This is a genomic window from Burkholderia sp. IDO3 (assembly GCF_003366075.1).
Taxonomy (GTDB): Bacteria; Pseudomonadota; Gammaproteobacteria; order Burkholderiales; family Burkholderiaceae; genus Burkholderia; species Burkholderia anthina.
Genome location: NZ_CP028963.1, coordinates 1,058,077 through 1,083,969, shown reverse-complemented (window position 1 = coordinate 1,083,969; position 25,893 = coordinate 1,058,077). Strand labels below are relative to the sequence as shown.

The window sequence follows — 25,893 nt, the reverse complement described above, 5'->3', positions numbered from 1 at the left end:
ACGGCGAACGCCTTTCGCGTGGGCGCTGCATGCGCAACGCAACGCGAGATTCTAACATGCGCCCATCAGCCGCCAATTCGCCGGCCACACACTATATGTAGACAGCAAAAATCGTAGCCACGGCGATACGGGCCGGATCGACCGCGATCGTACCCTTCAACACGGATCAGGGTTGCACCGGATCCGCGTCACGCCCACGAGTAAACCACTTGCCGACTTTCCCGCAATTTCTCACGACCGCTCTTGACAATCTCTAAAAGTTACGGCAGGCCGGTGTTGCGCATGCACCACAAACGTTGAGGCGATCTTGGGGTTGGGAGGATTTTTTTTCGTAGGAAGGGAACGATATGGCAAAATGCCAACGCACTGAAAGTTAGACGCTGCTCGAAGTCTACACAGAGCGGTGCCGCGTTTTTTGTGCCGCACCAATGTTATACTTCGAGCAATGTATGACTTGTCACCGTCAACAGGCTCGCAGTAAACCTGCGGTAATCTCAATTTCGAGAGGAGAAATATGAATAAACTTTCAAAGCTCGCGTTCATTGCAGCTACCGCAGTTATGGCTGCATCCGCTTCGGCACAGTCGGTGCCGGCGTCGCGTCAAGCCGTCAACGACAACTGGGTGAACGGCACGGGCGAATGGGTGTGGATGAACGGCACGAACGAGCTCTGCTGGCGTGACGCGTTCTGGACGCCGGCCACCGCCAACGCGAAGTGCGATGGCGCACTGGTCGCCCAGGCACCGCAGCCGCCGGTCGCTCCGGTCGCTCCGGCCATCACCAGCCAGAAGATCACGTACCAAGCCGACGCGCTGTTCGACTTCGACAAGGCAACGCTGAAGCCGGCCGGCAAGCAAAAGCTGGACGAACTGGCTTCGAAGATCGAAGGCATGAACACGGAAGTGGTCGTCGCTACGGGCTACACGGACCGCATCGGTTCGGACAAGTACAACGACCGTCTGTCGCTGCGCCGTGCGCAAGCTGTCAAGTCGTACCTGGTCAGCAAGGGCGTTCCGTCGAACAAGATCTACACGGAAGGCAAGGGCAAGCGCAACCCGGTTACGACTGGCTGCAACCAGAAGAACCGCAAGCAGCTGATCGCCTGCCTCGCACCGGACCGCCGCGTGGAAGTCGAAGTGGTCGGTACGCAAGAAGTCCAGAAGACGACCGTTCCGGCAAACTAAGCCACGGTTTTCGACTGCTTCAAAGCCCCGCTCCGGCGGGGCTTTTTCTTTGACGCCCGTTCAGGCGCTCGCTGGCCTCGTCGTCCGCCCGCTTATATACTCGGGGCTGACGTACCGACGCACCGCCCTCCTTCCGTAGCCCGTTTGCCGACATGACCAACGCCGATCCGCACGAACTCCAGAAATTCAGCGACCTCGCCCATCGGTGGTGGGATCCGAATGCCGAATTCAAGCCGCTGCACGACCTGAACCCGGTCCGGCTCGGCTGGATCGACGCACATGCCCACCTGGCCGGCAAGCGCGCACTCGATATCGGCTGCGGCGGCGGCATCCTGTCCGAATCGATGGCCGGACTCGGCGCGCAGGTGAAAGGCATCGACCTGTCGACCGAAGCGCTCGGCGTCGCCGACCTGCACAGCCTCGAAAGCGGCATTACGGTCGACTACGAGGCGATCGCCGCCGAAGCGATCGCCGAACGCGAGCCAGGCAGCTACGACGTGGTCACCTGCATGGAGATGCTCGAGCACGTACCGTCGCCCGCCGGCGTGGTTTCCGCGTGCGCGACGCTCGTGAAACCGGGCGGCTGGGTGTTCTTCTCGACGCTGAACCGCAACCTGAAGTCGTACCTGTTCGCCGTGATCGGCGCGGAATACATCGCACAAATGCTGCCCAAGGGCACCCACGACTACGCGCGCTTCATCCGCCCGTCGGAACTGGCCGGCTTCGTGCGCGCGACGGATCTGCACATCGTCGACATCAAGGGCATCACCTATCACCCGATCGGCAAGCGCTTCGCGCTGTCGAACGACACCGACATCAACTACCTCGTCGCGTGCCGCCGCGGCGCGTGACCTTCCGACCGGCATGACGACTCCTCTTTCGACCGCGCAGGCCGCACTCGACGAGCCGCGCCTGCTGCACTGCGATGCGGTGCTGTTCGACCTCGACGGCACGCTCGCCGACACGGCACCCGATCTCGCGGCGGCCGTCCACAAGATGCAGCGAGTGCGCGACCTGCCGGAAACGCCGCTCGACGTGCTGCGGCCGCTGGCATCGGCCGGCGCGCGCGGCCTGCTCGGCGGCGCATTCGGCATCAACCCGCAAACACCCGGCTACGAAGCGATGCGCGACGAATTCCTGGCCAATTACGCGACGGACATCTGCGTGCACACGACGCTGTTCCCCGGCATCGGCGACGTACTCGACGAACTCGATGCGCGCGACGTGCGCTGGGGCATCGTCACGAACAAGGTGATGCGCCTCACCACCCCGCTCGTCGAGTTGCTCGGCCTCGCGCAGCGCGCGGCCTGCGTCGTCGGCGGAGACACGACGCCGCACCCGAAACCGCATCCGGCCCCGCTGCTGCATGCGGCCGAGCGCCTGTCGCTCGCGCCGGCGCGCATCGTCTATGTCGGCGACGATCTTCGCGACATCCAGGCCGGCAGCGCGGCGGGCATGGCGACGGTCGCGGCCGCGTACGGCTACTGCGGCGACGGCGCCGCGCCGGCCGACTGGCAAGCACAGCATCTCGTCGGCACGACGCAGCAACTGCGCGAACTGCTGAGCGATGTTGGGATATAATGTTCGATCTTATCCGCGGGGGCGACCTGGTTTCGACAGGGGTTGTGAAGCGGCTAGGGCATGTCGAGGACCCGTCACCTCGTTAATCAATGGGAAAATCGTAACTGCAAACGACGATACGTTCGCACTGGCAGCCTAACGGCCGCCGTCCTCTGCCTAGTTCACTGACGGGCTAGTGTCGCAAGACCGGTAGCAATACCGCCAGAGGTCATTTACGTCAGTTAAGCCCTGTCGGCGTCGCGACGCCAGGGTCGAAAACCTAGCGAATCGCCGTAGTGCAGCGTGTTCGTCCGCGTCGCTGCGGTTAAATCAAATGACTGAACTAAACATGTAGAACTAGTCGTGGAGCGCTTCTGGACGCGGGTTCGATTCCCGCCGCCTCCACCAAATTCCGCGCTTGACGCACGAACCCCGCACGACGCAAGTCTGCGGGGTTTTTTGTTGCCGGTGAAACCATACCCCCCGCTCCTTCCGAAAAAGCGCCCAGCCACGGACGGGCCGGGCGGAATGCCGCCGATATACCGGCGACAGGAGGTGACGGGTGTTCGGTGCCGTCCGCGCGATCGTCGACCGCCGACGGCTTGCCGCCCGGCACCGCAACCGGAGCGCGACGCATCGTCGCACCCGGCACGCGGCCTACCGGGCGATGCGCGACTTAGCTGCCGCGATACAGCGACTTCATTTCTTCCGCGCTGGCCGGGCGCACGCCCATTGCGCGCGAACCCGATGCCGATGCGCCTTGCGCTTGTGCGCCGTACCCGCTGGCGTCGGCACCCTGTGCCTGGGCGAGGCGCTGCTGCTCGGCGACACGCGCGGTGGCAGCCTGGATGGCTTCCGGATAGTGCGGATCTTCGCCGCGGGCCGTGTTGTAACCCGCTTGCTGCAGTTGAACCAGTTCGGCGCGAACCTGTGCGCGGGTGAGTGCCGAGCCGGACTGCGCGAACGACACGACCGGGGCAACGAGAGCGGCAGCAACGACAACGGCTTGAACGAGCGACTTCATGATGACCTACCTCCACATTTGTCTGTTTTCGCGGTGGACACCTCGTTCACCGCTGACAAACCAAAGTTTATGTAGGTGAGTGCTTAAGAATAAGGCAGGTTTGTGGAAGACATCCTTCCAGAATTCAGGGTTAACCCTATATTCATCCCCTCCCCGTTCGTCCTCTTGCACGGCGCCGCGCCAAAAAGCACGAGCCCCGCGAAGCAGCAAGCTGCGCGGGGCTCGGAGAGAACCGCACGGACCCCGTGCGGCCATCGGCCAGACGCGTGCCGGTAACCGTGCAGCGCGCCTGCGTCCGTCTTTACTGGCTATCCATCGGGCACTTCAGGTTGCAGCCGTTCGGGTCACCCAAGTCACCCTTGCGACGCAGCGACGACTTCTTGCCGGACTGATATTTCTGCGACGGCGCCGACGCAGCGAACGGCATCTGCGGATGCTCGTTCAGGCGAAACTGGTCGCTCAGGATGCCGCCGGGTACGCCCGGCGAATTCTGCGCAAACGCAAACGGCGATACGGCGACCAGAAGCCCCGCGGTCAACGCTGCCGCGGAGAGGGGAACGGAAAGTTTCATGGCGGGATGACGCCTGAACGGCGTGCTTGTTGGAACGTTGATCAAGCGGCAAGCGTAGCGCAAATCCCCCGCTGCTGCAGCGCGGTCCAATCCGGGCCTCGTTACCGCGCATTGCCGTCCGTCGCGGCCGCGCCGTCGCTGCCGGCCAGCCCCATCGCGATGCCGGTCAGCGTTCCGCAGGCGGCCGGATCGTAGCCGTCGAGATGCGCGACACGCTCGACGAAACGCGCATCGCGCAACAATGCCAGCACGCCGGCGAGCGGCCGCGAGTCGAGCCGCGCCCGCTCGCACGCGAAGTAGTAGTCCTCGTCGACGACCGGGATGAAATCGAGCCCGAAATGATGGGCGGCCGGTTCGACGCCGAAGCCGAGGTCGGCCATCCCGCTCGCGACGAACGCCGCGATCGCCGAGTGCGTGAGCTCGGCCGACGCATAGCCGTCGATGCGCTCGGGATCGATGCCGATCGCGCGCAGCGCGAGATCCAGCAACATCCGGGTGCCCGACCCCGGCTGCCGGTTGACGAAGCGGATGTCGTTGCGGGCGAGATCGGCGAGCCCGCGGACCTGCTTCGGATTGCCGCGCGGCACGAACAACCCTTGCTGACGACGCGTCAGATGAATGAGCACATGACGCGTATCGTCGAGCCACGGCCGGTAGATCTGCGCGCACTGCTCACGGAATGCGCCGCGCGGCAGATGGAAGCCGGCCAGCTCGCATTCGCCGCGCGCAAGCGCCTGCACCGCCTCGACGCTCTCCCGATACTTGATGTCGACGGCTGCCTGCACGTCGACGAGCGCGGAAACGAGTGCCGCCACCGCGTAGCCGTGCGACGCATGAATGCGCACGGCGCCGTCGCGCTGCGCGAGCCGCCGATTCAGGTCGCTCGCCACTTCGGCCGCCAGCGCGCGCAGGTTGCCGTCGAGACGGCTGCGCGCGAGGCGCTGCGCATCGACGATCGCCTGCCCGAGCTCCGACAGCGTCGATCCCTTGCCGCGCGCGGTTTCGATCAACTCCGCGCCGACGCACGCCTCCAGCGCGCGCAGCATGCCCCACGCGTGCCGATACGACAGCCCTTTCACCTGCGCGGCCTGCGCGATGCTGCCCGTGTCGGCCACCAGCTCCAGCAACGGCGCGACGTCCGACAGACTGGCCGTGCGGCCCTCGGTGTCGCGTACGGTCAGATACGCGTCGCATTCGATTCGAACCAATTATGTACTCCGATTTCCTATTGCGACCGCGAAATCTTCCGCTTATCGTTGGCTAAAATCAATCAGAACGAAGTCCCGGTGCGCACTATATGAATTTCGAGCGCATATGAGACTTTGGAGGAGCATAACCGATGTCCCCGAATTCCCATGCGCCCGACGCGCTCGTCGAGCGCCATGCGCGCGCCGGCCGCTCGCTCGTCGCGATCCTGCACGCGATCCAGGACGACGCGGGTTACGTGCCGGCGGGCTGCGTCGCGCCGCTTGCGAAGGCGCTGAACCTGTCGCGCGCGGAAGTCCACGGCGTGCTCACCTACTACCATCACTTCCGCACCACGCCGCCCGCGCGCGTGACGATCCAGGTGTGCCGCGCCGAAGCGTGCCGCAGCATGGGTTGCGAGGCACTGGCCGCGCACGCGGAAGCACGCACGGGTTGCCGGTTCGACGCGGCACACGGCAACGGCGCCGACGCGCACGCGCCGGATGCAGTCGCGCTCGAATCGGTCTACTGCCTCGGGCTGTGCGCGCAATCGCCGTCGATGACGGTCAACGGCGTGCTGCACGCAAAGGTCACGCCGGAGAAATTCGACGCGTTGCTCGCCGACGCGGCCGCTCACACCCCGGAGGCCGCATGACGACCCGCATCTACGTTCCGCGCGATTCGTCCGCGCTGGCACTCGGCGCCGATGCACTGGCCGGCGCAATCGTCGCGGAAGCCGAACGGCGCGGCATCGAGATCGAGCTGATCCGCAACGGCTCGCGCGGGCTGCTCTGGCTCGAGCCGCTCGTCGAGGTCGGCACGACCGCCGGACGCGTCGGCTATGCGAACCTGTCGGCCGCCGACGTGCCGGCCCTGTTCGACGCGAACTGGATCGACGGCGGCGTGCATCCGAGCGGCGTCGGCCTCGTCGACGCGTTGCCGTATCTCGCCCGCCAGCAGCGCCTGACCTTCGCGCGCATCGGCCTGACCGATCCGCTGTCGATCGACGATTACCTGAAGCACGACGGCCTCGCCGGCCTGAAAAACGCCCTCGCGCTCGACGGCGACGCCGCATGCGAGACGCTGATCGAATCGGGGCTGCGCGGCCGCGGCGGCGCGGCTTTCCCGGCCGGCATCAAGTGGCGCACCGTCCGGCACGCGAGCGCCGCGCAAAAATACATCGTCTGCAACGCGGACGAAGGCGATTCGGGCACGTTTTCCGACCGCCTGATCATGGAAAGCGATCCGTACTGCCTGATCGAAGGGATGATCATCGCGGGCATCGCAACAGGCGCGACGCTCGGCTACATCTACGTGCGCAGCGAATACCCGCACGCGATCGCGGCGCTCGAAACCGCGATCGAGCGCGCCCGCGCAGCCGGCTGGCTCGGCGAACACGTGCTCGGCTCCGCGCATGCGTTCGACCTGCACGTCGCGAAAGGCGCAGGCTCGTACGTGTGCGGCGAGGAAACGGCGCTGCTCGAATCGCTCGAAGGCAAGCGCGGCGTCGTGCGCGCGAAGCCGCCGCTGCCTGCGCTCGCCGGCCTGTTCGGCCAGCCGACCGTGATCAACAACGTGATCACGCTCGCAACGGCGCCGGTGATCTTCGCACGCGGCGCCGCGTTCTATCGCGACTACGGAATGGGCCGCTCGCGCGGCACGCTGCCGTTCCAGCTCGCGGGCAACATCCGTCACGGCGGGCTCGTCGAACTCGCATTCGGCGTCACGCTGCGCGAGCTGCTGTTCGACTACGGCGGCGGCACGGCAAGCGGGCGCCCCGCGCGCGCCGCTCAAGTGGGCGGCCCGCTCGGCACCTACCTGCCCGAACATCAATGGGACGTGCCGCTCGACTACGAGGCCTATACGGCGATCGGTGCAGTCGTCGGTCACGGCGGCATCGTGCTGCACGACGACACGTCGAATCTCGCCGAACTCGCCGAATACGCGATGAAGTTCTGCGCGATCGAATCGTGCGGCAAGTGCACGCCGTGCCGGATCGGATCGACGCGCGGCGTCGAGACGATCGCCCGCATCCGCCAGGGCGACACGTCGGAGCGGCAGGTCACGCTGCTGCGCGACCTGTGCGACACGATGCTGGCCGGTTCGTTGTGCGCGATGGGCGGGATGACGCCGTACCCGGTGCTGTCCGCACTCGACCATTTCCCCGAAGATTTCGGGCTCGCCGCCGGCAAGCAAGCCGCGGCGGGTCCGGTCAAGGCTGCGGCCTGATCCAGAAGGAGCCCTGCATGTCACTCGACACGAACAACGTCCGCCAAGGCGGCTGCGGCTCGGGCCAATGCGCGTGCAAGAGCGCCGCACAGGCACGCGCGCTCGATCCGTTCGACGATACCGACTACGGCACGCCGCAACGCCATGCCGACACCGACGTCACGCTCGAAATCGACGGCCGGCCGGTCACGGTGCCGGCCGGCACGTCGGTGATGCGCGCCGCGATCGAAGCCGGCGTGAACGTCCCGAAACTTTGCGCGACCGACTCGCTCGAACCGTTCGGCTCGTGCCGTCTGTGCCTCGTCGAAATCGAAGGCCGGCGCGGCTACCCGGCGTCGTGCACGACACCGGCCGAAGCCGGCATGAAGGTGCGCACGCAATCCGACCGGCTGCAATCGCTGCGCCGTAACGTGATGGAGCTGTACATCTCCGATCACCCGCTCGACTGTCTCACCTGCCCCGCCAACGGCGATTGCGAACTGCAGGACATGGCCGGCGTCGTCGGGCTGCGCGAAGTGCGCTACGGCTTCGATGGCGCGAATCACCTGCGCGACACCAAGGACGAATCGAATCCGTACTTCACGTACGATCCGTCGAAGTGCATCGTATGCAACCGCTGCGTGCGCGCGTGCGAGGAAACGCAAGGCACGTTCGCGCTGACGATCGCCGCGCGCGGCTTCGAATCGCGCGTCGCCGCCGGCGAAAGCGAATCGTTCATGGCCTCGGAATGCGTATCGTGCGGCGCCTGCGTCGCCGCCTGCCCGACCGCCACGCTGCAGGAGAAGTCCGTCGTCCAGCTCGGCCAGGCCGAGCATTCGGTCATCACCACCTGCGCGTATTGCGGCGTCGGCTGCTCGTTCAAGGCGGAGATGAAGGGCACGCAGGTCGTGCGCATGACGCCGCACAAGAACGGCCTCGCGAACGAAGGCCACGCCTGCGTGAAGGGGCGCTTCGCGTGGGGCTATGCGACGCACAAGGACCGCATCACGAAGCCGATGATCCGCGAGAAGATCACCGATCCGTGGCGCGAAGTCAGCTGGGAAGAAGCGCTCGCCTACGCGGCGACGCAGTTCCGCAAGCTGCAGCAGAAGTACGGCCGCGATTCGATCGGCGGCATCACGTCGTCGCGCTGCACGAACGAGGAAACCTACCTCGTGCAGAAGCTCGTGCGCGCCGCGTTCGGCAACAACAACGTCGACACCTGCGCCCGCGTGTGCCATTCGCCGACCGGCTACGGCCTGAAGACGACGCTCGGCGAATCGGCCGGCACGCAGACCTTCGCGTCCGTCGGCCACGCCGACGTGATCGTCGTGATGGGTGCGAACCCGACCGACGGCCACCCGGTGTTCGGCTCGCGCCTGAAACGGCGCATCCGCGAAGGCGCGAAGCTGATCGTGATCGATCCGCGCCGCATCGACGTGGTCGACGGTCCGCACGTGAAGGCCACGCATCACCTGCAACTGCGGCCCGGCACCAACGTCGCGATGGTCAATGCCCTCGCGCACGTGATCGTCATCGAAGGGCTCGTCGCCGACGCGTTCGTTGCCGAGCGCTGCGAGACGCGTGCATTCGAGCAATGGCGCGAGTTCGTGTCGCGCGCCGAGAACTCGCCGGAAGCGACCGCGGACGTGACGGGCGTGCCGGCGGCGCTGGTGCGCGAAGCCGCGCGCCTCTATGCGACCGGCGGCAACGCCGCGATCTACTACGGTCTCGGCGTGACCGAACACGCTCAGGGCTCGACGACGGTGATGGGCATCGCGAACCTCGCGATGGCGACCGGCAACATCGGCCGCGAAGGCGTCGGCGTCAATCCGCTGCGCGGCCAGAACAACGTGCAGGGTTCGTGCGACATGGGCTCGTTCCCGCACGAGCTGCCCGGCTACCGGCACATCGGCGACGAAGTCGTCCGCACGCAGTTCGAACAGGCATGGTCGGCCACGCTGCAACCGGAACCGGGGCTGCGCATTCCGAACATGTTCGACGCAGCGCTCGACGGCAGCTTCAAGGGGCTCTACTGCCAGGGCGAAGACATCGTCCAGTCGGACCCGAACACGCAGCATGTCGCCGCCGCGCTGTCGTCGATGGAATGCATCGTCGTGCAGGACATCTTCCTGAACGAAACCGCGAAATACGCTCACGTGCTGCTGCCGGGCTCGACGTTCCTCGAGAAGGACGGCACGTTCACGAACGCGGAGCGCCGCATCTCGCGCGTGCGCAAGGTGATGCCGCCGCTCGCCGGCTACGCGGACTGGGAAGTGACGCTGCTGCTGTCGCAGGCGCTCGGCTACGACATGCACTACACGCATCCGTCGGAAATCATGGACGAGATCGCGCGGCTCACGCCGACCTTCTCGGGCGTGTCGTACGAGAAGCTCGACGCGATGGGCAGCATCCAGTGGCCGTGCAACGAACAGGCGCCGGAAGGCACGCCGACGATGCACATCGACGAATTCGTGCGCGGCAAGGGCCGGTTCGTGATCACGCAGTTCATCCCGACGCCGGAAAAGGTCACGCAGCGCTATCCGCTGATCCTGACGACGGGCCGCATTCTGTCGCAATACAACGTCGGCGCGCAGACCCGTCGCACCGAAAACGTCCAGTGGCACGAAGAGGACCGCCTCGAGATCCATCCGCACGACGCGGAGGATCGCGGGATCCGCACCGGCGACTGGGTCGGCATCGAATCGCGCGCCGGTCATACGGTGCTGCGCGCGCTCGTGGCCGAGCGCATGCAGCCGGGGGTCGTGTACACGACGTTCCACTTCCCCGAATCGGGCGCGAACGTGATCACGACGGACAGTTCCGACTGGGCGACGAATTGCCCGGAATACAAGGTGACAGCCGTGCAGGTGATGCCGGTGGCGCAACCGTCCGACTGGCAGCGTGCGTACGCGCGCTTCAACTCGGAGCAGCTCGACCTGCTCGAGCGCCGCGCCGGCACGCAGGCTGCCGTGACGACGGGCAAGTGAGGACGCGATGGACAACGGACACCTGATCGACATGGCCAACCAGATCGGCGCTTTCTTCGAATCGATGCCCGATCGCGAAGAAGCGCTGACCGGGATCGCCGAACATATCCGGCGCTTCTGGGCGCCGCGGATGCGCCGCGCGTTTCTCGCCGCGCTCGACGATCCGTCGAGCGCCGCCGCACAACGCGCGGCACCGATCGTGCTCGCCGCGATCGCCGCGCACCGCGCTTCGCTCGTGCCGGCCGCCGCGTCTGCCTGAGCGCTCCGCTACGCGGGCAGCGACATGCCCGCGAACCAGCTTTCGCAATGGCGCAGCAGCGCGTTCGCATCGGTTGCGGTGCGGCCGCGCGCCGCGATGTAACCGTCGGGCCGCAGCAGATAGAACGATGGCCTCGAGCGGCCGTACGCCTGCGCGAGCCCGTCCGCTCCGTCGCTTGCGGCATCGGCGACGCGCCATGCACGCACGGCGCCCGGCATGATCCGCTCCAGCCCCTGCACGAGCGCCTGCGCATCCGCGGGGATCGGCGGCACATCGGCCGTCTCGCCCGCTTCGCCGTTGACCGGTTCCTCGAGCAGCAGCAGCGTGAAGCTCGCCGGATCGTGCAGGTCGTATAGCCGCGCGGTTCCGGGCGCCTGACCGAGCGGCCCGTCGACGACGTGCACAAGCGCATCGGGCGCGCGCTCGCCGGCCCGCGGCCCGCCATCGAGCACGCGTTCGAGCGTGAGCGCGCTCTTCCGGTATTGCACGCCGAGCTCGCTGACGGTGCGCCGCACCGCATCGCGCAGCGGCCCGAACGACGCCAGCAGCGGCACGACATGATCGCGCAGCAGCTTCATCGCGCCGTGGTCGGCTTCGACGATCTGCGTGACGAGGCCGGTCTGCCGCAACACGTCGCGCTCGATCGGATGACGCTCCGCGTGATACGTGTCGAGCAGCCGTTCCGGCGAGCCCACGCCGAGCACGCGCGCGAGCTTCCAGCCCAGATTGAACGCTTCCTGAATGCCCGTGTTCATGCCCTGCGCGCCCGCCGGGCTGTGGACGTGCGCGGCGTCGCCCGCGAAAAACACGCGCCCGTGACGCAGCCGATCGACCATCCGGCTGTGCAGGTGGAAATACGACGACCACGCGAGATCGCTCGGCGAGATCGACGCGCCCACGCGCGCACGCACGATCGCCTCGCATTCCGCAAGCGACGGCGTCGACGTCTCGGGCGATGCATCGCTGCCGGGCGGCCGGTCGGCGACAAGCCGGAAGCGGCCACCGCCCATCGGGAACAGCCCCGCGATGCCGTTGGACGTCGTGAACAGGTGAATCTCCTCTTCCGGCCAGTCGGGTATCGCCGCGAAATCGGCGAGCAGGAAAGTCTGTTCGAACGCATGCCCGGCAAAGCCGACGCCGAGCAGATGGCGGACCGTGCTGTGCGCGCCGTCGGCGGCGATCAGGTATGACGGCGCGAACGCTTGTTCGAGACCGTCGGCGCCGCGAATCTTCACGTCGAGCGACGTGCCGCCTGCCTCGCACGCGGTGAGCGTGACGCCACGCTCGACCGTCACGCCGAGCCCTGCGAGGTGCTCGGCGAGCAGCCGCTCGGTGATGCTCTGGTCGAGAAACAGCAGATACGGATAGCGCGTTTGCAGCGGGTCGAAATCGAGCCGCGCGATCACGCGGCCGTCCGCATGCAGCGCGGCCGCATGCGCGCGATGGCCCAGCGCGAGGAACGGTTCGACCGCGCGATGCTGCTCCAGCAATTCGAGCGTGCGCGCCTGGATGCCGATCGCTCGTGAATACGGCGCGGGCGTGACGAGCCGGTCGATGATGCGCACCGGCACGCGAGCCCGAGCGAGACTCATTGCGGCGGCAAGGCCGGTCGGCCCGGCGCCGGCGATCAGCACGGGTGGAATGTCGAGCAGTGTGTCAGCCATGAGAACCTCGATGACACGCGATCCTGCAAGTCTACGCCGCTCCGCGTGACGGGGCCATATGCCGACCGGCCGATCTGGGGTGCCCCCACGCAGTGTGGGAAAATACGCGCTTTCCGTCAGTTTTCGCGTCATGGATTCCGCATTCGACCGAGCGTACGCCGCGCACCGCGCGGGCCACCTCGCCGAGGCCGAGCACGGCTACCGTGCCGCGCTCGCCACCAACCCCGCCGACGCCGACGCACTCCATCTGTTCGGCGTGCTGCGGCATCAGCAGGGGCAACATGCCGAGGCGGCCGATCTCGTCGGGCGCGCGGTCGCGCTGCGCCCGGGCGACGCCGCGCTGCAGCTCAACCTCGGCAACGCGCTGAAGGCACTCGGCCGGCTCGACGAAGCGATCGACCGCTTTCGCAACGCGCTGACGCTCGCGCCCGAATTTCCGCTCGCGCACTACAACCTCGGCAACGCGTATGCGGCGCTGCAACGCCACGAGGATGCCGTCGATGCATTCAGCCGCGCGCTTCGGCTCACGCCCGACGATGCGTCGATCCACAACAACCTCGGCAACGCGCTGAACGCGCTCGGCCGTCACGACGACGCGCTCGCCGCATTCCATCGCGCACTCGCGCTGCGGCCGGGACACGCCGGCGCGCACAACAATCTCGCGATGGCGCTGAACGCGATGGGCCGGGCCGACGACGCGATCGCGCACTTCCAGGCCGCGATCGCCGCGCAACCGCGTTTCGTCGCCGCGCATTTCAATCTCGGCAACACGTTCGAGGCGATCGGCCGTCACGTCGAAGCCGCCGCCGCGTTCGAAGCCGCGCTTGCCCTGCACCCGCCGTTTCCACTCGCACTCTTCGGGCTCGCGAACGCGCTGAGCGCGCAGGCGCGCCAGCGCGATGCGCTGCCCTACTACGAACGCGCGGTCGGGCTCGATCCGTCGTTCGGTCTCGCGTGGCTGAACCTCGGCAACGCGCATCACGCGCTCGGTGCGCACGAAATGGCGCTGCGCGCATTCGACCAGGCGCTGCGCGTCGCGCCCGACCTGAAGCTCGCGCAACTGCACCGCGCCGTCACGCTGCTGACGCTGGGCGACTTCACCCGCGGCCTGCCCGCTTACGAAACGCGCCACGACACGCCGGGCGCACCGACGCTCGGCGCGCTGCCGCGCTGGCAAGGCGAGCCGATCGCGTCGCACACGCTGCTGATCCGCGCGGAACAGGGGTTCGGCGACACGCTGCAGTTCGTCCGCTTCGTGCCGCTGGCGCGCGCGCGCTGCGCCCGCGTGGTGCTCGAGGTGCAGCCGGAACTCGTCGCGCTGCTCGCACCGGCCGCCGCGCACTGGCGCGTGACGCTCGTTGCACAGGGCGCCGCGAAGCTGCCGGCCGCAGACGTCGCATGCACACTGATGAGCCTGCCGTTCCTGCTCGGACTGCAGCCGGCCGAGATCGTCGCGGACACGCGCTACCTCGGCGCGCCGGACAGCGCGCGCCGGCGCTTTCGCGGCTCGCTCGGCGGGCAGTCGAAGCGCAAGTTCGGCCTCGCGTGGTCGGGGCGCCGGCAGGCGCAGGAAAACCGCTCGATGCCGTTCGACGCACTCGCGCCGCTGCTCGCGCTGCCCGACATCGACTGGGTCGTGCTGCAGCCGGCGCTCGACGACGACGAACGGGCACGCGTCGATGCGCACCCGCGCGTGCATCGTCTCGACGGCCGCCTGAACGATTTCGCCGACACGGCCGCGTTGATCGAACGGCTCGACGGCGTCGTCACGATCGATACTGCCGTCGCGCACCTCGCCGGCGCGCTCGGCAAGCCGCTGTGGATCATGCTGCCGTTCGCTGCCGACTGGCGGTGGTTCACCCGCCGCGACTGCCCGTGGTATCCGCAAGCCACGCTCGCTCGTCAGCCCGCACCGGGGCAATGGTTCGACGTGGCGACGGCTGTTGCCGACACGCTACGCGACGGCTGAATACCTGAACGCCCGATCGCATACGAAAAAAGGGAGCGCGCTGCGCTCCCTTTTTCATTCAACACGATTCCGAGGCGTCGCCTGCGGTGTCAGGCCGCCTTGTACTGGTTGCGCGACTCGGGCGTGCGATACAGCACGAGCGTCGCGATCAGCCCGCAAATCGCGGCGACGCTCAGCCACAGCCCCGGCGCGGCCTTGTTGCCGGTCTGGTGAATCAGCAGCGTCGAGATCGCCGGCGTGAAACCGCCGATCGTCGTCGCAAGGCTGTATGCGAGCGAGAAGCCGGCGGTACGCACGTCGGCCGGCATCACTTCGGTCAGCGCGACGACCATCGCGCCGTTGTACGAGCCGTACAGGAACGACAGCCACAGCTCGACCGCGAGCAGCCGCAGGAACGACGGATCCGCGACGAGCCACTGCACCGCCGGATAAGCCGACAGCAGCGTGAGCACCGTGAACGTGATCAGCACCGGGCGGCGGCCGATACGGTCCGACAGCCCGCCGGACAGCGGCAGCCAGACGAGATTGGACAGGCCGACGCAGACGGTCACGACGAGCGCGTCGAGCGACGACAGGTGCAGCACTTCCTTGCCGAACGTCGGCGTGTACGCGGTGATCATGTAGAACGACACCGTCGTCATGATGACCATCCCCATGCCGGCGATCACGACGCCCCAGTTCTCCAGCATCGAGCGCATGATCTCGCCCATCGTCGGACGATGGCGCTTCGCGAGGAACTCGTCGGTCTCTTTCAGCGAACGCCGGATCAGGAACAGGAACGGCACGATCAGGCAGCCGATCAGGAACGGAATGCGCCAGCCCCACGCGCTCATGTCCTCGGCCGGCAATGCGCGATTCAGCAGCACGCCGACGAACGCGGCGAATACGACGGCGACCTGCTGGCTGCCCGATTGCCACGACGTATAGAACCCCTTGTGGCCCTTCGTCGCGATCTCGGACAAGTAGACCGACACGCCGCCGAGCTCGACACCCGCCGAAAAGCCCTGCAGCAGCCGGCCGAGCAGCACGAGCGCCGGCGCGAGCACGCCGATCGTCGCATAGCCGGGCACCGCGGCGACCGTGAGCGTGCCGAGCGCCATCAGCCCGAGCGTCAGGATCAGCCCCTTGCGGCGGCCGTGATGATCGATGTACGCACCGAGCACGATCGCGCCGACCGGCCGCATCAGGAAGCCCGCGCCGAACACCGACAGCGACAGCATCAGCGACGCGAACGCATTGCCGCTCGGAAAGTACGTTTTCGCGATGGCCGACGCGTAATACCCGTAGACCATGAAGTCGTACATTTCCAGGAAATTGCCGCTGACGACCCGGAAAACGGTACGGACTTTCGATTCCTGCTCGACGGCGTGTGAGGCAGTGGACATGTTTTTCTCTCAGCTCGGCTGGCGCAAGCTTTGCGCCGTGTGGATCCGACGATGCGTGTCACGCCGATCGGGGGCACGGACATCGCTGTCAGCCGGCAGCACGTCGCGTATCGATGCGTGCCGGCATCGTCCGCAAATGATGCCACGCGAAGCCGACAATTGCCTTGTACCCGGCCTGCAGTTACCGTGGTTTCCCGCGGCTCGTACGCGTCGCCCCGACAAGTACGCCGAATCGGATCGGTCGATCGCGGGTGCCGGATCTTCCGTATCGACAACCGGCACGCCCGCCGCCGGTTTCGGCCGGACATCGCGGCGCTCCCGCCGCTGCCCGAGCGCTGACGACCGCCCAATAAAAAACCCGGCGAAGCACGCATCGCCGGGTTTCGTCCGTTCGCCGATCCACCGGACCGGCGTATCGTCACTTCGTCACTTGCGCGCAGGCAATCCCGTTTCGGCCTGCCGCTCGAGTTGCCGCACCTGCTCCTGCAGATCGCGCAACTGGATCTGCGCCGCCCGCTTCTCGACCTGCAGCGCCTGGGTCTGTTCCTGCGCCGACTTCTGCCGCTGCGCGACCTGGGCCTGCTGGCTGCGCGCGACGCTCAGATCGGCCTGCAGTTGCTGCGCGCGGGTCGCCTGCAGCGCAATCACGCGTTCGAGAAACGCTTTCTGCGCCTGCAATTCGGTGCGCCGGATCTCGACCTCCGCGAGTTGGACCGTCTGCTGGACGAAGTTCGCATACACCATCTCCGCGCGATTCTTTTCCTGCGACTTGATCACGCGCCACAGATGCTTGTCCTGGAACAGCGCGACGTAATACGTCATCTCGTCCGGATCGAACATCAGGCTCGCGCCATAGCTGCCGTTGTACGTGGTGCGCATCTCGACGAGGCGCCCGCCGTGCAGCATCTGCGCGAGTTCGGCGACGTTGCCTTGCGTGCCGGCGTCGGTCGCGGACGACGCCGAAGCCGGTGCCGCATCGCCGCTCAGGCTCGTGACCGCGGGGCGCGTGCCCGCTACGGGCGCGGTCGCGTCGGCGGACCACGCGGCGCTCGCGTACGCGCAGGCAGCCATCACAACGATCCAGGTTGCGCATCGTGCGGAAGGGAAATTTCGGAAGGCCAACGTCAGACTCCGGCGAACGAATCGGAACTCGCGATTATCGTTCAAAACCGGACGGCCGCATCCCGAACATGGCGGGATGCGGCCGGCCTTCCAGCAATATTGCGCCCGCGCTTGCTACAGACGGGTTTCGCGCGCCGCGCGCAGGAATGCATCGAGCAGCGGCGTGCAATCGAGCAGTTCGGCGCCGCCCGCGCGATGGAACTCCGGGTGCCATTGCACGCCGACCACGAACGGCGCGCGCCGGTAGCGAATGCCCTCGATGATCCCGTCGCCGGCCGACACGGCCTCGATGTTCAGATCGCGGCCGAGATCGCGAATCGCCTGATGGTGGATCGAGTTGACGATCGCTTCGCTGCGCCCGGGGAACATGCTCGCGAGCGTCGACGTGTCGGGAAAGCGGATCGCGTGGCGATGCTGGTCGTAATGCTCGCTCACGTGCGGATTCGCGGTCGGCACGTCGGTCGCGATGTCCTGGTACAGCGAGCCGCCGAACGCGACGTTGATCAGCTGGCAGCCGCGGCACACGCCGAGCACCGGCTTGCCGGACTCGACGAATTCGTGAAACAGCTCCAGCTCGTACATGTCGCGTACACGGTCGCCCGGCCATTCGGGGTGCGCATCCGACGCCGCGTAGGTTTGCGGCGACACGTCGGCGCCGCCTTGCAGCAGCAGGCCGTCGAGATGTTTCGCGTAGTCGCGCAGGCGGATGTTGCTCGGATGCAGCATGCCCTGATGCCCGACCGTCGGAATCATGAACACGAGCACGTCGCGCGACATCACCCAGTGCGCGATCGATTCCTCGAGATATTGCAGCGTCTTGCCGCGCAGCCCCTTCGCGCCCGGCTCTGGATGGAAGATCCGCGCCGACACGCCGATGCGCAGCGTACGCTGCGTGATGCGCTGCCCGGCACGGTCGAACAGCCGGCGCGCACGCGCCGCGACGATCCGGCCGAATACCGACCACGGCGTATCGCTGTGCTTCAGGTAGGCCGGCGGTGCATTCTGCGCACTCGCAGGCGGCGGCCGCGGCGTGTCGAAATCGGGCGGCGCGCCGAAGCCGGGCGGCGGTGCGCCGGGTTTCGGCGGCGCCGCATTGCCTTCAGCGGCGGCGCCCGTCGCACCGGGCGCACCCGGCTCCGACGCCGCCGTGACCGGCGATGCGCCGTCCTCGGCGACGTTCTGCGCGGCAGCAACCTGCGCGGCGGGCACGGCGGGCGTTTTCGCCGGATCGGAACGTGGGGAATCGGAAGAAGCGGAAGAGGTGCCGGGCAGACCGGCCGGGGGAGGCGTGTTTTCGCTCATGACGATGGTCTGGTACGTCGCTCGCGCGTATTGGATTGACGAGGATTCATTATGCTTCAGTGCACGATCGCGCGGCAAACCTGCAACATCCTGTCGATATTGTTGCAAGTCGTCGCATGCGGCGGCACAACCGTCCCGGCCCTTATTGGGCGGCGGCCTGATCCTTCCCGGGCACGCACTAGACACCAGTGATATATCACAATAATATTCACGAATCGTCCACGCTCCCGATTCCCGCGCCATGATCGCGCCCCGCCCGGCCGCCGCGCCGCCGTCCGCATGAACGCCCTGACCGACGCGCTCCGCGACCGCCCTGCCGCCTCGGCGGTCAGCCTCGCCGATCGCGCCTACGCGCTGATTCAGCGCGACATCATCACGATGCGGCTGAAGCCGGGCGCCGCGCTCAACGAAGCCGACCTCGTCGCGCGCACCGGCATCGGACGCACGCCCGTGCACCAGGCCGTCCACCGGCTGGTGCTCGAAGGGCTGCTGTCCGTGATGCCGCGCAAGGGACTGATGGTCCAGCCGCTGTCGCTCGACGACATCGTGTCGGTGATCGACGTGCGGCGCATCAACGAAGCGCACTGCGTCGAACTCGCGGCGCGCCACGCGACGCCCGACGATCTCGCCCGCATGGCCGCGCTGCTCGACGACGGGCAGGCATGCGTCGACACGCACGACGTCGAAGGCATGATGGAGCTCGACCGCGCGTTTCATCAGGCGATCGCCGCGGCGGCCCGCAACACGGTCCTCGCGGAAGTCCTGCGCGCGCTGCACGAACGCTCGCTGCGCTTCTGGTTCGTCACGCTGTCCGAGCCGCATCACTTATCCGATGTCCAGCGCGAACACCGGGAACTGTTCGAGCGGCTGTCCGCGCGCGACGCCGCCGGCGCACGCTCGGCCGTCGAACGTCATATCGATTCGTTTCGCGCCGCCCTTGTCCAACATCTTCGCCCCTGAGCCGCTCATGACCACTTTCACGCCCTTCCCCCCGCTCGCCCAGCTCGCCGCCGACCTCGCCGCCGGCCGGACCACGAGCCGCGCGCTCGTCGACGTTGCCCTCGACCGGATCGCCGCCCCGTCCGGCCAGGGCGCCGCCGTCTTCACCGAAGTCGACGCCGACAACGCACGCGCGGCCGCCGATGCGCACGATCGCCTGCGCGCCGCCGGCACCGTGCTGTCGCCGCTCGCGGGCATCCCCGTGTCGGTCAAGGACCTGTTCGACGTCGCGGGCCAGGTGACCCGGGCCGGTTCGCGCGTGCTCGACGGTGCGCCGCCCGCGAAGGCCGATGCGGTCGCCGTCGCGCGGCTCAAGCGCGCGGGCGCGGTGCTGGTCGGCCGCACCAACATGAGCGAATTCGCGTTCTCGGGGCTCGGGCTGAATCCGCACTTCGGCACCCCGCGCTCGCCGTACCATCGCGACGTGCCGGGCGATGCGCGCATTTCGGGCGGCTCGTCGTCCGGCGCGGCCGCGTCCGTCGCGGACGGGATGGCCGCCGTCGCGCTCGGCACCGACACGGGCGGCTCGATCCGCATTCCGGCCGCGCTGTGCGGGCTCACCGGCTTCAAGCCGACCGCGAGCCGGATTCCGACGCAAGGCGGCGTGCCGCTGTCGACCACGCTCGACTCGTTCGGCCCGATCGGCCTGACCGTTGCATGCTGCGCGCTCGTCGACCGGATGCTCGCCGGCCTCGAACCGCACGTGCCGGCCGCGCGGCCGCTGGAAGGCGTCCGCCTCGGCGTGCTGACGAACTATGTGACGGACGGCGTCGATGCCGACGTCGCCGCCGCGCTCGACGCGTCGCTCAAGCACCTCGAAGCCGCCGGCGCGATCGTCACGGAAGTCCGTTTTTCAGCGCTCGACCGCTTGCCGGAAATCAACCGCTTCGGCTTCTCGCCGATCGAGGCATACGCGTGGCATCGCCCGCTGCTCGCGCAGCATCGCGACCAATACGACCCGCGCGTGCTGTCGCGCATCCTGAAGGGCGAACCCGCGAGCGCGGCCGACTATCTCGACCTGCTCGCCGCGCGCGCGGCCATGCTCGACGAAGCGGCGCACACGGTCTGGGCGCGTTTCGACGCGCTCGTCGCGCCGACGGTGCCGGTCGTGCCGCCGCGCATCGCCGAACTCGAAGCCGACGACGCCGAATTCACGCGCACCAACGCGCTGATCCTGCGCAACCCGAGCGCATTCAACTTCCTCGACGCGTGCGCGCTGTCGCTGCCGTGCCATCCGCGCGATACGGCGCCGGTCGGCCTGATGCTCGCCGCCGCGCCGCATCGCGACGACGCGCTGCTCGCGATCGGCCAGTCGGTCGAAGCCGTGCTGAACACGATCCGGTAACCTCGCAAGCGAAATGACGGCGGCCCGGGCGGCGCATGCAACACGTGCGGCGGGTTGCCGCATGTACGCCGTCGGTTTCGTGCCGGATCGTTCGCGCTAAAATCGCGCGATTGATCATCGGACCGACCAACGACAGGAATCCCGCCGACATGAACGACTACACGCTCGCCCTCCGCCGTGAACGCCGCTTGCTAATGCTGCTCGGATGGGTGTGCATCGCCCTGCTGGCCGGTGCGCTGTACCTGCAATACGTGAAGAACGAAGACCCGTGCCCGCTGTGCATCATCCAGCGCTACTTCTTCGCGGCGATCGGGATCTTCGCGTTCCTCGCCGCCGGGATGCGCAACTGGCGCGGCATCTGGGTGCTCGAGCTGCTGATCGCGATCGCCGCGGCCGCCGGCGTCGGCACGGCCGCACGGCATCTGTCGATCCAGATGAATCCCGGCTTCAGCTGCGGCTTCGACACGCTGCAGCCGATCGTCGACAGCCTGCCGCCCGCACATTGGTTCCCCGGCATGTTCAAGGTCGCCGGCCTGTGCGAGACGGTCTACCCGCCGATTTTCGGCATCCTGCTGCCCGGCTGGGCGCTGATCGGCTTCGCGGTGATCCTGATCGCCGTCGTGTCGAGCCTCTGGCGCCATCGCCGCAAGCTCGCAGGCTAAGCGCCCGCAGCGCGCGGCCCGTCCTGCCGGTCGGCGCCGCGCAGCCGGCTTCCGCTCGCCCGGCCGTGCCGGCAGCCTCCCGAGCGGTGCGCATTCCGCGCGCCGCGCGTAAACACCTACCCTCGCCGCCGCCCGGATGTCCGGGCGAACGCGCATCGAACGACATCGCGCTCGCGCCCCGCCACACGTACGTTTGCGCCCGATGCACGCGCATCGGCGCCCCGATCCCGCGCGGCGGGCCTATGATCGACATGATCGCCGTCTGATAGCCCGGATCACCGTCCGGCGATGTTCCCGTCGCTTTGCGGTGCTATCTTCGTGGCTGGATGGCGATCTACGTGCGCGAGGCCAGGCGGTCTCACCACCTGCGTAACGCGCGCCCGATCCGCAATGTCGACTGGATTCATCATGACAACGCAAACCATCCGCATCCGTCACCTTCATGGCGTCCGCACGTCCCGCGGCGTCGTTCGCGCGCGCCCTCGGCGCATTGTCGCCGCCCCGCATCAGCCGTGCGGCCGGCCCGCCCCGCTCCCGTCCGTCCTCGTTGCCGCCACGTCCGCCAGCCCGCGCCGCGTGTCGTGCCGCGTCGTCCCGAACGGAGCGTGCTGATGGAAGCGTGGCTCGGCGATCTGCAGCAACTGCTCGCGCACGGGGAAGCGGCCGTGCTCGTGACGGTCGCGCACACCGACGGCTCCGCGCCGCGCGAGGCCGGCACCAAGATGCTCATCACGCGCGACACGGCCCGCCATACGATCGGCGGCGGTCATCTGGAATGGAAAGCGATCGAGATCGCGCGGCATCTGCTGAAGGACGGCGCACACGTCCCCCACGCACGCCGGCTCGAACGGCTCGCGCTCGGCCCGAGCCTCGGCCAGTGCTGCGGCGGCGCGGTCGTGCTCGCGTTCGAGCGGCTCGACGTCGGCGATCTCGGCTGGATCATGTCGCTCGCGAAGCGTGTCGCGGCGGGCGTCGCGACCGTGCGTAGCGTATCATTCGGCCCCTCGCCGGGCGCGCCGCTGCTGAGCGAACCCGAATCGCAGGCGGCGCGTGCCGACTGCCTGCTGTGGGAAACCGGCGGCGTGTCGCTGATGACCGAAACGATCGCGCCGTATGCATTCCCCGTCGTGCTGTTCGGCGCCGGGCACATCGGCACCGCGCTCGTGAAGGTGCTGGCGACGCTGCCGTGCCACGTGCGCTGGATCGACGGGCCCGATGCGGTGTTCCCGCCGGCCGACGCACTCGCCGGCATCGGCAATCTCGCGATCGACGCGCTCGCCGCCCCGGCCGATGCCGTCGACGCGGCGCCGCCGCACGCGTACTTCGTCGTGATGACGCACGACCACGCACTCGATTTCGTGCTGGCCGAGCGCATCCTGCGACGCGGCGACTATGCGTACTTCGGGATGACCGGCTCGCACACCAAGCGCGTGCAGTTCGATCACCGTCTCGCCGCGATCGGCATCGATCCCGCCCAGGTCGCGCGGATGCGCTGCCCGATCGGCGTCGAAGGCATCATCGACAAGGCGCCCGAAGTGATCGCGATCTCGGTGGCCGCGCAATTGCTGCAGGCCGTCGAGGCGAATGCGCCCGCGCAGGCTTCCCCTACATTCTGACCGACCAAGAACCACGCCATGACCCCGACATTCCAGGACAAGATTGCCCGCGCACCGAAGGCGGAGCTGCACATCCATATCGAAGGCTCGCTCGAGCCCGAACTGATTTTCGCGCTCGCGCAGCGCAACGGCGTGAAGCTCGCATACGACTCGATCGACGCGCTGCGCGCCGCGTACGCGTTCACCGATCTGCAGTCGTTCCTCGACATCTACTACGCCGGCGCGAGCGTGCTGCTGACCGAGCAGGATTTCTACGACATGACGGCCGCGTACTGCGAGCGCGCGCTCGCCGACAACGTCGTCCACACCGAATTGTTCTTCGATCCGCAGACGCACACCGAACGCGGCGTGCCGATCGACACGGTCGTCGCGGGCATCGACCGCGCGCTCGCCGATGCCGAGCAGCGCGGGCTGTCGAGCAAGCTGATCCTGTGTTTCCTGCGCCACCTGTCCGAAGACGACGCGCTCGCGACGTTCGAATCCGCGTTGCCGCTGTTCGAGCGCTATCGCCATCGCCTGATCGGCGTCGGCCTCGACTCGTCCGAACTCGGCCATCCGCCGACGAAGTTCGCGCGCGTGTTCGAGGAGGCGCGCGCGCTCGGATTGAAGCTCGTCGCGCATGCGGGCGAGGAAGGCCCGCCCGCCTACATCTACGAAGCGCTCGACGTGCTGAAGGTCGACCGGATCGACCACGGCGTGCGCAGCATCGAGGACGCGGCACTCGTCGAACGCCTCGCGCGCACCCGCACGGCGCTCACCGTGTGTCCGCTGTCGAACCTGAAGCTGTGCGTGTTCGACGACATGGCGAAGCACACGCTGAAGGCGCTGCTCGATCGCGGCGTCGCGGTGACGATCAACTCCGACGATCCGGCCTATTTCGGCGGCTACGTCAACGACAACTACTTCGCCACCGTCGACGGGCTGCAACTGACGGACGCCGAAGTGCACGCGGTGATCCGCAACGGTTTCGAGGCGTCGTTCGTCGACGCCGCGCAGCGCGATGCGCTGATCGCGCGTCTCGATACGTACTGGCAGGCCGCATAACGCGCCGGCATCGAGGTTCACCAGACAGATGAAACACCGCAACGACATCCGCTTCGCGACGGCCGGCCCGGCACTGCGCCGCGCCCCCCGTGCACCGTGCGTGCATGCGGGCATGGCATCCGTCGCAAGCATGACGACGAGGCTGTCCGCCGTCGCTCGCGGACGCCTGTCGTTGCGGCTCGTCGTGCCGTTCGTCGCCGTGCCGGTCGCGATGGCCACTGCAATCGCGGCGCTGCCGGTCGGCAATCATGTGCCGGCTGCCCTGGCCGCTGCGCTCGTGTGTGCCATCGCAGCCCGCAGCGCGCCAGGCTTCGCACCCGTGCCGCCCGCGCATCGCCGCCGCGTGCGGGCGCCGGGCGCGCCGTCCCCCTGTCGCGCGCCCGGCGCCGACCGTTTTCTTCTGTTCGCCTTACCTTGATGCAGGACCATTCGTCATGACGCAAACCGCTTTCCGTTCCCAGCTGCTGACCTTCAACGGCGACCCGGCGCAGTCGAGCCAGGCCGCGAACTACGAGACCGACGGCCTCCTGATCGTCGACGACGGCAAGGTCGTCGCGGCCGGCCCCTATGCGAAGCTCGCCGCGACGCTCGCGCGCGACGCGGTCGTCCACGACCTGCGCGACAAGCTGATCGTGCCCGGCTTCATCGACACGCACATCCACTATCCGCAGACGGACATGATCGCGTCGCCGGCACCCGGCCTGCTGCCGTGGCTCGACAAGTACACGTTCCCGACCGAGCGCCAGTTCGGCGATCCCGAGCATGCACGCGAAGTCGCCGATTTCTTCGTCGACGAACTGCTCGCGTGCGGCACGACGAGCGCGCTCGTCTACTGCACCGTGCACAAGCAGTCGGCCGACGCGCTGTTCGCGGCGAGCGACGCGCGCGACCTGCGGATGATCGCGGGCAAGGTGCTGATGGACCGCAACTGCCCCGAATTCCTGCGCGACACCGCGCAGTCGGGCTATGACGACAGCGCCGAGCTGATCGACCGCTGGCACGGCCACGGCCGCCAGATGTACGCGCTCACGCCGCGCTTCGCGCCGACTTCCACCGAAGCGCAGCTCGAGGCATGCAGCGAACTCGCGCGCCGCCACCCGGACGTGTTCGTGCAGAGTCACGTCGCGGAAAACGTCGATGAAGTGAAATGGGTCGCCGAGCTGTTCCCCGGCCACCGCAGCTATCTCGACATCTACGATCGCTACGGGCTGCTGCGTCCGCGCGCGGTGTACGGCCACTGCATTCACCTCGACGACGAAGACCGCCGCCGGATGGCCGAAACGCGTACCGTCGTCGCACACTGCCCGACGTCGAACTTCTTCCTCGGCAGCGGCCTGTTCGACTTCGACAAGGCCGGCGAATACGACGTGCCGGTCACGCTCGCGACCGACGTCGGCGGCGGCACGTCGTTCTCGATGCTGCAGACGATGAACGAGGCGCACAAGGTCGCGCGGCTGTCGGGCCACCACCTGAGCGCGACGCGCATGTTCTGGCTCGCGACGGCCGGCGCCGCGCAGGCGCTCGACCTCGCCGATACCGTCGGCACGCTCGCGCCGCGCACGGAAGCCGACTTCGTCGTGCTCGACCCGCAGGCGACGCCGCTGCTCGCGCGCCGCACCAAGCGCGCGGATTCGCTCGAGGAACTGCTGTTCGCGTTCGCACTGCTGGGCGACGACCGCGCCGTGTACCGCACGTACGCGGCCGGCCGGCTCGTGCACGAGCGCGGCGCGGCACGCGGCGCCTCCGCGTAACGTCCGTTTGCCCCGCCCGGCTCCGGCGTACGCTGTCGCGCATGCCGGAGCCGC

22 protein-coding genes and 1 other RNA gene are annotated in these 25,893 nt (G+C 67.7%); 16 read left to right on the top strand and 7 right to left on the bottom strand.

The window, feature by feature from the left end; all coding sequences use genetic code 11:
* Window positions 1–514 precede the first annotated feature (514 nt).
* From ompA to ssrA, 4 genes are all read left to right on the top strand, one after another.
* Window positions 515–1,183: an outer membrane protein OmpA gene (ompA, locus tag DCN14_RS19560; protein WP_096503732.1), complete on the top strand. Its 669-nt coding sequence runs from the start codon at window positions 515–517 to the stop codon at window positions 1,181–1,183.
* A gap of 152 nt (window positions 1,184–1,335) precedes the next feature.
* Window positions 1,336–2,034 (top strand): bifunctional 2-polyprenyl-6-hydroxyphenol methylase/3-demethylubiquinol 3-O-methyltransferase UbiG, encoded by a 699-nt coding sequence (gene ubiG, locus DCN14_RS19555; RefSeq protein WP_096503730.1) that lies wholly within the window; start codon window positions 1,336–1,338, stop codon window positions 2,032–2,034.
* 13 nt (window positions 2,035–2,047) lie between these two features.
* Window positions 2,048–2,764 (top strand): phosphoglycolate phosphatase, encoded by a 717-nt coding sequence (gene gph / locus DCN14_RS19550; RefSeq protein ID WP_096503728.1) that lies wholly within the window; start codon window positions 2,048–2,050, stop codon window positions 2,762–2,764.
* Between the two features lie 17 nt (window positions 2,765–2,781).
* Window positions 2,782–3,151: a transfer-messenger RNA gene (ssrA, locus tag DCN14_RS19545) on the top strand.
* A 268-nt stretch (window positions 3,152–3,419) separates the two neighbouring features.
* Here the strand turns inward: ssrA and DCN14_RS19540 are convergent.
* The 3 genes from DCN14_RS19540 to DCN14_RS19530 all read right to left on the bottom strand — a co-directional run bounded on the left by DCN14_RS19540 (window position 3,420) and on the right by DCN14_RS19530 (window position 5,546).
* Window positions 3,420–3,767: a DUF4148 domain-containing protein gene (locus DCN14_RS19540; protein WP_096503726.1), complete on the bottom strand. Its 348-nt coding sequence runs from the start codon at window positions 3,765–3,767 to the stop codon at window positions 3,420–3,422.
* A 301-nt stretch (window positions 3,768–4,068) separates the two neighbouring features.
* Window positions 4,069–4,338 carry a hypothetical protein gene (locus DCN14_RS19535; protein ID WP_096503724.1) on the bottom strand — a complete coding sequence of 90 codons (270 nt, stop codon included), beginning with the start codon at window positions 4,336–4,338 and terminating at the stop codon, window positions 4,069–4,071.
* Between the two features lie 101 nt (window positions 4,339–4,439).
* Complete coding sequence (locus DCN14_RS19530; protein ID WP_096503722.1) at window positions 4,440–5,546, bottom strand: substrate-binding domain-containing protein; 1,107 nt, start codon at window positions 5,544–5,546, stop codon at window positions 4,440–4,442.
* Window positions 5,547–5,677: 131 nt separating this feature from the next.
* On the opposite strand from DCN14_RS19530, the gene DCN14_RS19525 reads away from it, so the two are divergent.
* From DCN14_RS19525 to DCN14_RS19510, 4 genes are read left to right on the top strand one after another with little or no spacing between them, the layout of a single operon-like run.
* Window positions 5,678–6,178 carry an NAD(P)H-dependent oxidoreductase subunit E gene (locus DCN14_RS19525; RefSeq protein ID WP_096503720.1) on the top strand — a complete coding sequence of 167 codons (501 nt, stop codon included), beginning with the start codon at window positions 5,678–5,680 and terminating at the stop codon, window positions 6,176–6,178.
* On the top strand, window positions 6,175–7,752 hold the full coding sequence (locus DCN14_RS19520) for a formate dehydrogenase beta subunit (protein ID WP_096503718.1): 1,578 nt from the start codon (window positions 6,175–6,177) through the stop codon (window positions 7,750–7,752). The genes DCN14_RS19525 and DCN14_RS19520 overlap by 4 nt, the downstream gene beginning before the upstream one ends.
* Window positions 7,753–7,769: 17 nt before the next feature.
* Complete coding sequence (gene fdhF / locus DCN14_RS19515) at window positions 7,770–10,721, top strand: formate dehydrogenase subunit alpha (protein WP_096503716.1); 2,952 nt, start codon at window positions 7,770–7,772, stop codon at window positions 10,719–10,721.
* A gap of 7 nt (window positions 10,722–10,728) precedes the next feature.
* Window positions 10,729–10,980, top strand: coding sequence for a formate dehydrogenase subunit delta (locus tag DCN14_RS19510; protein WP_096503714.1), 252 nt, complete (start codon window positions 10,729–10,731; stop codon window positions 10,978–10,980).
* Between the two features lie 8 nt (window positions 10,981–10,988).
* Here the strand turns inward: DCN14_RS19510 and DCN14_RS19505 are convergent, their stop codons facing one another.
* The gene (locus DCN14_RS19505; RefSeq protein ID WP_096503712.1) at window positions 10,989–12,644 is read right to left on the bottom strand and encodes an FAD-dependent monooxygenase; all 1,656 of its coding nucleotides are present in this window, start codon (window positions 12,642–12,644) and stop codon (window positions 10,989–10,991) included.
* A 58-nt stretch (window positions 12,645–12,702) separates the two neighbouring features.
* On the opposite strand from DCN14_RS19505, the gene DCN14_RS19500 reads away from it, so the two are divergent.
* On the top strand, window positions 12,703–14,613 hold the full coding sequence (locus tag DCN14_RS19500; RefSeq protein WP_096503710.1) for a tetratricopeptide repeat protein: 1,911 nt from the start codon (window positions 12,703–12,705) through the stop codon (window positions 14,611–14,613).
* An 89-nt stretch (window positions 14,614–14,702) separates the two neighbouring features.
* Here DCN14_RS19500 and DCN14_RS19495 read toward each other — a convergent pair whose 3' ends face one another.
* The 3 genes from DCN14_RS19495 to DCN14_RS19485 form a co-directional block, all read right to left on the bottom strand.
* The gene (locus DCN14_RS19495) at window positions 14,703–15,998 is read right to left on the bottom strand and encodes an MFS transporter (RefSeq protein WP_096503708.1); all 1,296 of its coding nucleotides are present in this window, start codon (window positions 15,996–15,998) and stop codon (window positions 14,703–14,705) included.
* 426 nt (window positions 15,999–16,424) lie between these two features.
* Entirely contained in the window at window positions 16,425–17,120 is a 696-nt protein-coding gene (locus tag DCN14_RS19490; RefSeq protein ID WP_096503706.1) for a DUF2968 domain-containing protein, read from the bottom strand.
* 114 nt (window positions 17,121–17,234) lie between these two features.
* Window positions 17,235–18,422, bottom strand: coding sequence for a type 1 glutamine amidotransferase (locus tag DCN14_RS19485; protein WP_096503778.1), 1,188 nt, complete (start codon window positions 18,420–18,422; stop codon window positions 17,235–17,237).
* Window positions 18,423–18,701: 279 nt separating this feature from the next.
* Here DCN14_RS19485 and DCN14_RS19480 point away from each other — a divergent pair, with 279 nt between their 5' ends.
* The 7 genes from DCN14_RS19480 (at window position 18,702) to guaD (ending at window position 25,839) form a co-directional block, all read left to right on the top strand.
* Window positions 18,702–19,382: a GntR family transcriptional regulator gene (locus DCN14_RS19480; RefSeq protein ID WP_096503704.1), complete on the top strand. Its 681-nt coding sequence runs from the start codon at window positions 18,702–18,704 to the stop codon at window positions 19,380–19,382.
* Window positions 19,383–19,389: 7 nt separating this feature from the next.
* Window positions 19,390–20,766 (top strand): amidase, encoded by a 1,377-nt coding sequence (locus DCN14_RS19475; RefSeq protein ID WP_096503702.1) that lies wholly within the window; start codon window positions 19,390–19,392, stop codon window positions 20,764–20,766.
* Between the two features lie 149 nt (window positions 20,767–20,915).
* Entirely contained in the window at window positions 20,916–21,428 is a 513-nt protein-coding gene (locus DCN14_RS19470) for a disulfide bond formation protein B (RefSeq protein ID WP_096503700.1), read from the top strand.
* Window positions 21,429–22,039: 611 nt separating this feature from the next.
* Window positions 22,040–23,044, top strand: a complete 1,005-nt coding sequence (xdhC, locus tag DCN14_RS19465; protein WP_096503698.1) for a xanthine dehydrogenase accessory protein XdhC — start codon at window positions 22,040–22,042, stop codon at window positions 23,042–23,044.
* Between the two features lie 18 nt (window positions 23,045–23,062).
* Complete coding sequence (locus tag DCN14_RS19460) at window positions 23,063–24,088, top strand: adenosine deaminase (protein WP_096503696.1); 1,026 nt, start codon at window positions 23,063–23,065, stop codon at window positions 24,086–24,088.
* A 28-nt stretch (window positions 24,089–24,116) separates the two neighbouring features.
* Window positions 24,117–24,506, top strand: a complete 390-nt coding sequence (locus DCN14_RS19455; RefSeq protein ID WP_240327404.1) for a hypothetical protein — start codon at window positions 24,117–24,119, stop codon at window positions 24,504–24,506.
* Window positions 24,507–24,522: 16 nt separating this feature from the next.
* The gene (gene guaD / locus DCN14_RS19450; protein WP_096503694.1) at window positions 24,523–25,839 is read left to right on the top strand and encodes a guanine deaminase; all 1,317 of its coding nucleotides are present in this window, start codon (window positions 24,523–24,525) and stop codon (window positions 25,837–25,839) included.
* Window positions 25,840–25,893 lie beyond the last annotated feature (54 nt).

Coding starts and splice junctions, on each gene's coding strand:
- ompA (WP_096503732.1), top strand. CDS start 515: ATGAATAAACTTTCAAAGCTCGCGTTCATTGCAGCTACCGCAGTTATG.
- ubiG (WP_096503730.1), top strand. CDS start 1,336: ATGACCAACGCCGATCCGCACGAACTCCAGAAATTCAGCGACCTCGCC.
- gph (WP_096503728.1), top strand. CDS start 2,048: ATGACGACTCCTCTTTCGACCGCGCAGGCCGCACTCGACGAGCCGCGC.
- DCN14_RS19540 (WP_096503726.1), bottom strand. CDS start 3,767: ATGAAGTCGCTCGTTCAAGCCGTTGTCGTTGCTGCCGCTCTCGTTGCC.
- DCN14_RS19535 (WP_096503724.1), bottom strand. CDS start 4,338: ATGAAACTTTCCGTTCCCCTCTCCGCGGCAGCGTTGACCGCGGGGCTT.
- DCN14_RS19525 (WP_096503720.1), top strand. CDS start 5,678: ATGTCCCCGAATTCCCATGCGCCCGACGCGCTCGTCGAGCGCCATGCG.
- DCN14_RS19520 (WP_096503718.1), top strand. CDS start 6,175: ATGACGACCCGCATCTACGTTCCGCGCGATTCGTCCGCGCTGGCACTC.
- fdhF (WP_096503716.1), top strand. CDS start 7,770: ATGTCACTCGACACGAACAACGTCCGCCAAGGCGGCTGCGGCTCGGGC.
- DCN14_RS19510 (WP_096503714.1), top strand. CDS start 10,729: ATGGACAACGGACACCTGATCGACATGGCCAACCAGATCGGCGCTTTC.
- DCN14_RS19505 (WP_096503712.1), bottom strand. CDS start 12,644: ATGGCTGACACACTGCTCGACATTCCACCCGTGCTGATCGCCGGCGCC.
- DCN14_RS19500 (WP_096503710.1), top strand. CDS start 12,703: ATGCCGACCGGCCGATCTGGGGTGCCCCCACGCAGTGTGGGAAAATAC.
- DCN14_RS19495 (WP_096503708.1), bottom strand. CDS start 15,998: ATGTCCACTGCCTCACACGCCGTCGAGCAGGAATCGAAAGTCCGTACC.
- DCN14_RS19485 (WP_096503778.1), bottom strand. CDS start 18,422: ATGAGCGAAAACACGCCTCCCCCGGCCGGTCTGCCCGGCACCTCTTCC.
- DCN14_RS19480 (WP_096503704.1), top strand. CDS start 18,702: ATGAACGCCCTGACCGACGCGCTCCGCGACCGCCCTGCCGCCTCGGCG.
- DCN14_RS19475 (WP_096503702.1), top strand. CDS start 19,390: ATGACCACTTTCACGCCCTTCCCCCCGCTCGCCCAGCTCGCCGCCGAC.
- DCN14_RS19470 (WP_096503700.1), top strand. CDS start 20,916: ATGAACGACTACACGCTCGCCCTCCGCCGTGAACGCCGCTTGCTAATG.
- xdhC (WP_096503698.1), top strand. CDS start 22,040: ATGGAAGCGTGGCTCGGCGATCTGCAGCAACTGCTCGCGCACGGGGAA.
- DCN14_RS19460 (WP_096503696.1), top strand. CDS start 23,063: ATGACCCCGACATTCCAGGACAAGATTGCCCGCGCACCGAAGGCGGAG.
- DCN14_RS19455 (WP_240327404.1), top strand. CDS start 24,117: ATGAAACACCGCAACGACATCCGCTTCGCGACGGCCGGCCCGGCACTG.
- guaD (WP_096503694.1), top strand. CDS start 24,523: ATGACGCAAACCGCTTTCCGTTCCCAGCTGCTGACCTTCAACGGCGAC.